This is a genomic window from Mesorhizobium sp. M1334 (assembly GCF_040317995.1).
Classification (GTDB): domain Bacteria; phylum Pseudomonadota; class Alphaproteobacteria; order Rhizobiales; family Rhizobiaceae; genus Mesorhizobium.
Genome location: NZ_JAMYLM010000056.1, coordinates 1 through 8948, shown reverse-complemented (window position 1 = coordinate 8948; position 8948 = coordinate 1). Strand labels below are relative to the sequence as shown.

The following is an 8948-nucleotide window of genomic DNA, read 5'->3' as shown; positions in this document are numbered from 1 at the left end:
CGCTGAATGAGGAATTCGGCAAGGCCGTCGGTGCCGACGCCTATTGCCGCGACGCAGCCGTGGCGGTCGAGACCGCCAAGGACTTCATGAAGCGCAGGCATAACACCCGGGGTTGAAGCTCCACCGATCTGCTGCAGCCATTGAGAACCCAGTCACTGGCTGTCGGGCAACCAACAAGGACGTTTGTGATGAATGCGCCTTTTACGCAGGTCGACGGGCCGCGCTTGATTCAATGGAACAGCAAGCGTCAGGCTATCGAGGCACAGGCCAATCAGTACCAAATAGTCATTCTGGTGCTGCCTGGGTTCTCGCAACTCAGTCTCTCGTCTTTCGTGGATCCACTTCGCCTAGCTAACTCCGTTTCATGCCGATCCTTCTTCAAATGGATGGTAGCGAGCTTAGATGGGAAGCCGGTCGAATGCGCGAGCGGCCTTGGCGTGTCCGTCGGCAGTGACTTTTCCGGGGTCGGACAAACCATACAGGCTGGCAGATACCCGGATATGGTCATCGTCTGCGCAGGCGAGCGCGTAGAGAAGCAGGCCTCGGCACCCCTATTCAATCTGCTACGGCTTTGCAGGCGGCACGGAGTGTCAATCACTGCGCTAGGTACCGCGACCTGGCTCCTGGCGGAGATCGGGATGTTGGACGATGCGGCTTGCACTATTCATTGGGATAAGCGGGCGGCTCTCCGTGAAACATTCGGCCGCTTACGCGTGACAGACCAGCTGTTTGTCAGAGATGCCCACATCGTCACCTGTGCGGGCGAATTTGCCTGCTTCGATCTCGTCATGCAGCTGATCAGCGAATACCTCGGACGCGAAGCAGCAATATCTGTTTGTCGGCATGCCAATGCCGGCTATTGGCGCTCAGATGATGACCGCCAGTGGACCATCAACGCCGGAGAAACCGGCATCTGCAAACCGCTAGCCGAAGTAATCCGCATCATGGACGATCACATCGAAGATCCGTTGCCCCTACGCGACATCGCCCGATGTGTTGGCCGGTCGCAGCGGCAGATTGAACGGCTCTTTGCTCGCTCTCTCTCTGCCTCGCCAATGCGCTATTACCTGCATCTGCGGCTCTCTCGTGCCAAGCGCCTGATTGAGCAGACAGAACTGCCGGTGGTGGAGATTGCGGTGGCCTGCGGTTTTGCCTCGGCCTCGCACTTTTCGAAATGTTTCCGTCAGGTCTACGACATCAACCCAACTGCCTGCCGCACCTGATTAATCGCCCCTCTTGGACATATAAATTGGTCTTATACCGGACGCGTTTTTTTCCCCCTTTTGCTACGCCTGGAACCACGCTCAAACTCGACCAGCAGCAGCTTCTGCTTCGACAGGATCCAGGGCATCAGCATCGGAAAGCATCATCAATGTCGTCGTTCTCGATCACAAATCACAAAATTGATCCAACGCGAAACGCCGCCGCGCTAAAGCCTGACGGCAGCATCGATGACAATGACCGCGTGGAAATCGGGCCAACCGACCTCGCCTTCGCTGAGTGGAAGAAACTCGGCCTCGTTCCGCCCAATCTGGCGCGTATGAGACAAACCCGCCTCAGCCGCATCGTGCAACAGTTGCGGCAACGCGACTACGCAGGCATTCTTTGCTTCGATCCGCTAAACATCCGATATGCAACGGACTCGTCCAACATGCATATCTGGATCATGCACAACCCGTCGCGCGCGGTGTTCGTGTCGGCAGACGGCTACGTCGTCCTTTGGGATTTCCATCGGTGCAGTCACTTGTCCACACACCTCCCTTTGATCAACGAGATCCGGGATGGCGGAGCGGGGTTCTACTATTTCGTCGCCGGCGATGTAGAGGAGGCAGTTGCCAAGGAGTTCGCAGGCCAAATCGACGAACTGATGCGCCGCTTTGGCGGCGGGAACCGGCGTCTTGCCATCGACAAGATTGAAATCCCAGGCTTGCGCGCACTGGACGCCGTTGGCATCGAGGTTTGCAACGGCATGCAGCTCATGGAGCATGCGAGGGCCATAAAAGGTGTTGACGAGATCAATGCTATGCGCTGCTCCCTCGCCACCTGCGAAATTGCCGTCGCCAAAATGCGCGATCGCCTGCAGCCAGGGATAGCGGAAACTGAACTCTGGTCAGTACTACACGCCGAAAACATCGCTCGTGGCGGTGAATGGATCGAGACGCGGATCATGACCTCCGGGCCGCGGACAAACCCGTGGATGCAGGAAGCTGGCCCCCGTCGAGTGATGGCAGGCGACCTGGTGGCTTTCGATACTGACATGGTCGGCCCTTACGGGATGTGTGCTGATTTTTCGCGCACCTGGTACTGCGGTGAAGGAAGGCCGACTGACGAGCAGCGGAGCTTGCACTCAATCGCCTATGAGCATGTATTGACAAACATGGCCATGCTGAAGCCGGGGGTCTCGTTTACGGAACTCACTGAAAAGAGCCACAAGCTCCCAAGCGAATTCGTCGAGCAGCGTTATGGCGTCATGATGCATGGTATAGGGCTCTGCGATGAGTACCCGGCCATCCTTTATCCGGAAGACTTCATACCAGGGGCGTTCGACTACGTGCTCGAACCGGGAATGACTTTATGTGTGGAGGCCTACATCGGCGCCGTGGGCGGCCGCGAAGGTGTGAAACTCGAAGAGCAGGTGCTGATCACCGAGATCGGGGTTGAGAACCTCACAAAATGCCCTTTCGACCCAGCTTTGATTGGTTGATGGAGCGCTTACCCAATCGTGATGAATGGCTACACTTGGAAAAAATCCGGCCGTAAGCGAAATCACCGGCTTGGGTTTGGGCATCATTCCACCAACCTTCGCGGCCCTTTTGCGCATCACCTCCTCTCGACGTGTTTAACGGCGGAAAAAGACGCTCGCCGCTTGATCGCGCTTTCGGTTCGCCCCGGTCGGTCGCTCAATCGAAAGTTTGGTCCGCGGCGGAAGGTCTCCCGCGTGTAGTTCAAGGAGCCGCTGATCCAGTTCTTTGTCCGCTGCCGTGAGGCGATGGTTCAGGCGCAGGTAATCCATCCAGGTCGGCGTGCGGAATGTCTCTGTCCATTGCGCCGGCTCTTGCAGATCGCGCTGCAGGTTCCAGTGTCGAGCACCGACGCGGCTTTGCACCCTGCGCCGCTCCCGCATCTGGTCCAGAAAAGCTTCGACATTCGCCTCCGATATCGCATACTCGATCTTGACGACGATCGGGCCGCTTCGCGACTTCAGGTCGAGAGCCAGCTCGGGCGTTTCAAAACCAAGGGAATCCTGGTCAGATTCTTTCCATTGACGGATTGGCAGCAACAAGCCCGTGGTGGCAACCAACAGGAGCGCGCCTGCCGAGCTTTCGAGCGCCAATGTCAGCGAATAGTTTTCCGCCACAACGCCCCAGAGCCAACTGCCGGCTGCGATGCCGCCGGACGAGAGGGCCGAATAGATCGAAAGCGTACGACCAACGACCCAGCGCGGGCTCGACAATTGCACGCTAACATCAAGCCCCGTCCAGGTGACAACCCAACCCGCGCCGCCAAGAGTTAAGGCAATACTCGCCACCACGAGCGATGGAGTGAAAGCAAGAGCCAGACAGCAGGCCGCGCAGGCGATGCAGGCCAGCGTCGTCAGCCGCTCCTGTGATAGTGACCGCCTCAGCGCGTTGTTGGAGATGCCGGCGCACAATGCGCCCGCGCCAAATCCAGCCATAAGAATGCCATAGGCAATCGGCCCTCCCCCAACCTGATCGCGGGCCACAAGGGGTAACAAGGCCAATATGGAAATGCTGGTCAGGCCGAAAAGCGCTCCTCGTGCGATTGCCGCCTTGATCTCTCCCGACAGTGCCGTGAACCGTGCTCCGTCATGAATAGCCGTGGCCAGTGGCTCACGCGGGAGCGGTGAAGAGCGGCCACTCCAACTGTAGCGCCCAATGGCCCAAAGCATTATCAAGTAAGTCAGCGTCGCCACGGCAAACGCCACCAGTGGTCCAGCGGAAGCAACAACAACGCCGCCAAGCGCCGGACCGATGCTTCGCATGGCATTGTATCCAACCGAAATCAACGTTACCGCGGCCGGAACCTCCCGCTTGTGCAGTATGTCACCGACAGATGCGTGCCAGGCAGGATCCGTGAAGGCAGCACCGCATCCGGCCAGACAGCTGAAAGCCAGGATCATCCAGGGATTGTAGAATCCCAGCCACACAAGAGCAGTCAGCAGCGTTGACGACAACGCTATCAGGCACCAGCCGAGCGCCATGACACTGCGGCGGCTGAAATTGTCGGCAATGGCACCGGCGATGATCGACAGCACGAATACGGGCAGCGTCGTGGACGTCTGCACCAACGCAACCATCACGTCCGAGGTTGAGATGGTGGCCATCAGCCAGCTGATGGCAACAGTTTGCATTAGCCATCCTAGACTGGAGAGCTGTGCTGTCAGCCAGATAGCCCGAAAGGTTGGGTTCTCGAGCGGGGCAAACGTCGCCGACGAAACTGAAGCCTCGTCGACGCGCACTACCCTGCTCATTGGACCGCGCCCCCTCTGTTTACCTGAAAGATTTCCCTTTGGTGACCTGCCTGCGGAGCGTGGCAGGATCAAGGCGTCACGTGTGCTAAGCGAGTGTTGTTCTCCAGCTCACCTGGTTACGAAATGTGGGCCGCCATCTATCAGGCGCATCGCCCGTTACCCGATCGAGGGTTTCTCGGCGCCTTAACGGAAACGCATCCGGATCTCGTTCGTCTACGCTTGCCGGGTAGCATGGATTTCAACGAGAACGGTGCCAGCTGTCAATGCCGCTCGAATTTTCCCCAAAAGTGCCGAAGTAAAATTCCCCAGTTTCGCCGCTCAGGCTGTTGCGGAAGGGTGTCCATTTTTCGGCGGCCGGCCGCGCGGTCGTGATGGTGCGTTGAGCGTCGGCGGCGTGATGGAGGCTTTTGATCGCAGGTGTTCGGGCATGAGCTCGGCGTGTTGGCGGAGCCGATAGCTCGATCCTTCGATCTGGACGACGACCGCATGATGAAGCAGGCGATCGAGAAGTGCGGTTGCGACGACAGGATCGCCGAAGACCTCGCCCCATTCGGCGAAGCCGCGGTTTGAGGTGAGAATCATGGCGCCCTTCTCATAGCGGGCGTTGACGAGCTGGAAGAACAGATTGCCGCCACCGTGGATGACGGGCAGGTAGCCGATCTCGTCGACAACGAGCAGAGCAGGCCGGCAGAAGAAGCGGATGCGTTCCTGCAGGCGGCCTTCGCGTTCGGCCCTTGCCAGTGCGGCGATGAGTTCGGCGAGCGTGCAGAAATAGACGCTCTTTCCAGCCTTCACAGCCTCGACGGCAAGTGCGATGGCCAGATGGCTCTTGCCTGTGCCGGTCGGACTGGGCTCATAATGCCCGTTATCAGGATGGCGAGGCAAAGAAGATTGTCCGTTACGCCTTTCATCCACGTTCGGGCGGGGAGATTTTCGTCACAGGCCGTCAGCGTTATTGCGGTGAGCCGGCCTATGTCGGGCGACAACCGGATGGCAGCCTGGCGCTGATTCCGATCTGGATGACGGAAGAGATCGCCCTGACGATGGCGGTTCGCGAGGCGCCCCGTTTTCCCCTTTCATGCCTGCGCGACCTGCGCCGCGAGGTCGATGCATGTCTACGTTTTCTGCAGAGCGACTCACGCCAGCCAGGAGACGACCATGCAGCGCAGGCAATGCCGAACCGACCAGCCAGACCTGTTTTCCATGAAGGCTCCGCCATCGAGTCTTCCAGGCGAAGTCCGGGAACGGACCCTCCCGCTGATCGAGACCTTGCTGAGGGAAGCGGTGGTGAGCCAGACGGGGACGGGAGGCAGATCATGAAGATCACCGCTGAACATCTCGCGCGCGGTGCCTATGTCTATGTCCGGCAGTCGACGGCCGATCAACTCGTCAACAATCCCGAGAGCCGGCGACGCCAATATGGCCTTGCCGAGCGAGCGCGGTCCCTTGGCTGGAAAGACGCCATCGTCATCGATGAAGATCTCGGTCGTTCAGGGTCTGGCATCAGCCGTCCGGGCTTTGAGAAGCTTCTGGCGGCGATCTGCGAAGGTCGGGTTGGTGCGGTCCTCGCCATTGAAGCCTCCCGGCTGGCCCGCAATGGCCGGGACTGGCATACGCTCATCGAGTTTTACGGCCTTGTCGGAACGCTCATCATCGATGAGGACGGCATCTACGAACCGCGTCATCCCAACGACAGGCTGCTGCTCGGCATGAAGGGCACGATGAGCGAACTGGAGCTTTCGATCCTGCGGGCCCGCTCGATCGAAGCCCTGAAGCAGAAGGCACGACGGGGCGAACTTTTCCTGACGGTGGCGATCGGTTACGTCAAGTCGGGCCGGAACCGGGTCGAGAAAGACCCGGACCTGCGGATCCGCGAGGCGATCGATCTTGTATTCCGGCGTTTCGACGAACTGCAGAGAATCCGGCAGGTGCATCTGTGGTTGCGCCGCGAGGGCATTATGCTCCCTGCCGTAAATTACACGCGCGCGGCGGACAGGGCGATCGTCTGGAAGCTGCCCGTCTACAATACGGTGCACCACATTCTCACCAACCCGATCTACGCCGGCGCCTATGCGTTCGGGCGAACCTGCAGCAAAGTCACCATAGAGGCCGGACGCAAACGGATTTTGCGTGGGATCAGGCGCGATCGCGCCGACTGGGAGGTCTTGCTCATCGACCATCACGAAGGTTACCTGAGCTGGCACGATTTTGAGAGGAATCAGCGCCTGATCACGGACAATGCCACAAGCAAAGGCCTGGTGCCGCGCGGTGCTCTTCGCCGGGGCGAGTTGCTGCTCGGCGGTCTCTTGCGCTGCGGCCCTTGCGGCCGCAAGCTGCATGTCTCCTATTCCGGCAGCAACGGCAATACGGGGCGCTATCATTGCCGCGGAGCGCAGGTCAACCACGGAACCGACCCGTGCATCGGCTTCGGATCGTTGCGGGTCGATCAGGCGGTCAGCGCGGAGGTTCTTCAACGCCTTCAACCGCTCGGCATGGAAGCGGCGATCAAGGCCATCGAGACCTCCACCGTGCAGGCTGGAGAGAAGCGGCGCCATGTGGAGCTCGCACTCGAGCAGGCACGTTATGAAGCCGCCCATGCACGCCGCCAGTATGACGCCGTCGACCCGGACAACCGGCTTGTAGCAGGCGAACTGGAGCGACGCTGGAATGCCGCGCTCGTAGCCGTCCGCGAGCGTCAGGACGAGCTTGACGCGCTCGACCGCCACAAGTCTGAGGCTCTGGGAGAAGAGGAACGGCGGAGCCTGCTGCGCATGGGCGCCGATCTCGAACTGGCATGGCATCATGCCAACGCCACCGCCACCACGCGCAAGCGGATCATCCGTGCCGTGATCCGCGAGATTGTCGTCGCCATCGAAGACGACCACATCAAAATGCTGGTGCATTGGCAGGGCGGCGACCATACCGCGCTTTCGGTCAGGAAGAACAAGGCAGGCCATCACCGTTGGGGCGCCCCGCCGGACATCGAGGACCTGATCCGTGCCCTGGCACGCCAATTGCCGGATAGAGCGATCGCATCGCTTCTCAACCGGCTCGGCAAAACCACGGGTCGTCTGAACGGATGGACGCAGTCCCGTGTCTGCACTTTCCGCAACCAGCACGACATCGCCGTCTACAAAAAGGACGAACGGTCGGAGCGCGGCGAGTATACATTGCAGGAAACGGCTGCGAAGCTCGGCCTGCGGCCAATGACCGTGCTGCGCATGATCCGCGCCGGCGATCTGAAGGCCGAGCAGTATTGCAAGGGTACGCCCTGGATCATCCGTCATGAAGATATCGAGCAACTCGATATCCAGCACCATTCCGGCAGGAGCGGACACAGTCCATTATCACAATCACAGGATCAGCAGATCCAGCTTTTTCAATAACATAGCGAGGTGTGCATTATGTCGTGGGATCGGGTGGGCCGAGGAAGTGGACGACCTCGCAGCGGGCGACGAAGCCGAGTTGGGCGAGCGTGAAGATTCGATCTCGGTCGAGCGAGGGCTGGAAAGAGAAGTCGAAGCCGGCGAGCGTCTTGATCGTGGCCAGACGCCCCATGCGCAGTGCCGTCTTGATCCGGCTGTTCTCGCGGAGGGTCAACTCTTCCGAAAGGAGGATGTCCATGGCTTCGAGGGCGGCGATCTCGCCTTGCTCGAGCCGGCGCACGATATGATCGAGCGCTTCGAGCGCTCGTGGCATCTTCAGGCCGACGAGATCGTGGCGGATCCGGTCGATTGTGGATGGCGTGGTATCGAGCGCATTCGTCATGGACGCTGCTCCTTCGCCATCACCCGGGCGACGGCATCGTAGAAGGCCAACGGGCGCTGAGCGACCCTGTCGCCTGAGCCATGAAGGATGACCTCGTCGTTCCTCAGTCTTTGTCGGCGCTTGTGGACGTGGATGTTGCGATGCCCGGGCTCGACATGACGCTGGTGCCGACCTTCGAGAATAGGATGGGTGGCAATCAGTGCGCCGTCCTCGAAGATGCGCACCTCTTCGGCCAGCGTGTGTACCTCGACGACACGGCGCCTGGTGGCGTCGGGCACGCTATAGAAATTGCCGCCAACGCTAACCATGCCCTCCCGGCTGATGCGTCGCTCGAGCTTCAGGACCGATCGGAACGGAGCCAACGGCAGCGGCCGGAGCGCTGCCCGCTCCTCGGCAAAAGCTTCGTTGACGACACGCCGTGTGGTTGCGTGAACTCTCGGGTTTGCGACCGTGTCCAGCCAGTGACGCAACTGCGCATTCAAGTCTTCGAGGTTGCGAAAGGACCGGGCCAGGAAGAAGTCCTCGCGAATGTAGCGGAACGGTCGCTCGACCTTGCCTTTTGTTTTGGCGCGGTAAGGCCGGCAGGCCTTGGGATGGAAACCATAGTGGCGGGCAAGATCGACGAGGGCACGGTTGTAGACGATGCCGCCGGTATCGCCTTCGCCGATCACAGCCGTCTTCATACGGT

General features: G+C 59.9%; 5 protein-coding genes and 3 pseudogenes. 4 read left to right on the top strand and 4 right to left on the bottom strand.

All coding sequences use genetic code 11. The features are described 5' to 3' along the window. The 3 genes and pseudogenes from NKH17_RS32965 to dddP form a co-directional block, all read left to right on the top strand. Positions 1-116, top strand: a pseudogene (locus NKH17_RS32965) (cobalamin-binding protein); the annotation flags it as partial. Positions 117-188: 72 nt separating this feature from the next. Continuing rightward, entirely contained in the window at positions 189-1223 is a 1035-nt protein-coding gene (locus NKH17_RS32960; RefSeq protein WP_352973501.1) for a GlxA family transcriptional regulator, read from the top strand. Positions 1224-1372: 149 nt separating this feature from the next. Next, positions 1373-2704 (top strand): dimethylsulfonioproprionate lyase DddP, encoded by a 1332-nt coding sequence (gene dddP, locus NKH17_RS32955; protein ID WP_352973500.1) that lies wholly within the window; start codon positions 1373-1375, stop codon positions 2702-2704. 135 nt (positions 2705-2839) lie between these two features. Here the strand turns inward: dddP and NKH17_RS32950 are convergent, their stop codons facing one another. Together NKH17_RS32950 and NKH17_RS32945 are read right to left on the bottom strand one after the other, a co-directional pair. Further along, the gene (locus NKH17_RS32950) at positions 2840-4492 is read right to left on the bottom strand and encodes an MFS transporter (RefSeq protein WP_352973498.1); all 1653 of its coding nucleotides are present in this window, start codon (positions 4490-4492) and stop codon (positions 2840-2842) included. A gap of 318 nt (positions 4493-4810) precedes the next feature. Next, positions 4811-5338, bottom strand: a pseudogene (locus tag NKH17_RS32945) (ATP-binding protein); the annotation flags it as partial. Positions 5339-5808: 470 nt separating this feature from the next. On the opposite strand from NKH17_RS32945, the gene NKH17_RS32940 reads away from it, so the two are divergent. Then, on the top strand, positions 5809-7878 hold the full coding sequence (locus tag NKH17_RS32940; RefSeq protein ID WP_352973497.1) for a recombinase family protein: 2070 nt from the start codon (positions 5809-5811) through the stop codon (positions 7876-7878). Positions 7879-7909: 31 nt separating this feature from the next. Here NKH17_RS32940 and NKH17_RS32935 read toward each other — a convergent pair. Further along, positions 7910-8260 (bottom strand): annotated as a pseudogene (locus NKH17_RS32935) (ATP-binding protein); the annotation flags it as partial. Next, positions 8257-8948, bottom strand: a 692-nt coding sequence (locus tag NKH17_RS32930; RefSeq protein ID WP_502910656.1) for a Mu transposase domain-containing protein, incomplete at its 5' end; no start/stop codon positions are given. The gene NKH17_RS32930 and the pseudogene NKH17_RS32935, both read right to left, overlap by 4 nt.

Bases quoted from the DNA above. Each gene is read 5' to 3' on its own strand.
- NKH17_RS32960 (WP_352973501.1), top strand. From the start codon at position 189: ATGAATGCGCCTTTTACGCAGGTCGACGGGCCGCGCTTGATTCAATGG.
- dddP (WP_352973500.1), top strand. From the start codon at position 1,373: ATGTCGTCGTTCTCGATCACAAATCACAAAATTGATCCAACGCGAAAC.
- NKH17_RS32950 (WP_352973498.1), bottom strand. From the start codon at position 4,492: ATGAGCAGGGTAGTGCGCGTCGACGAGGCTTCAGTTTCGTCGGCGACG.
- NKH17_RS32940 (WP_352973497.1), top strand. From the start codon at position 5,809: ATGAAGATCACCGCTGAACATCTCGCGCGCGGTGCCTATGTCTATGTC.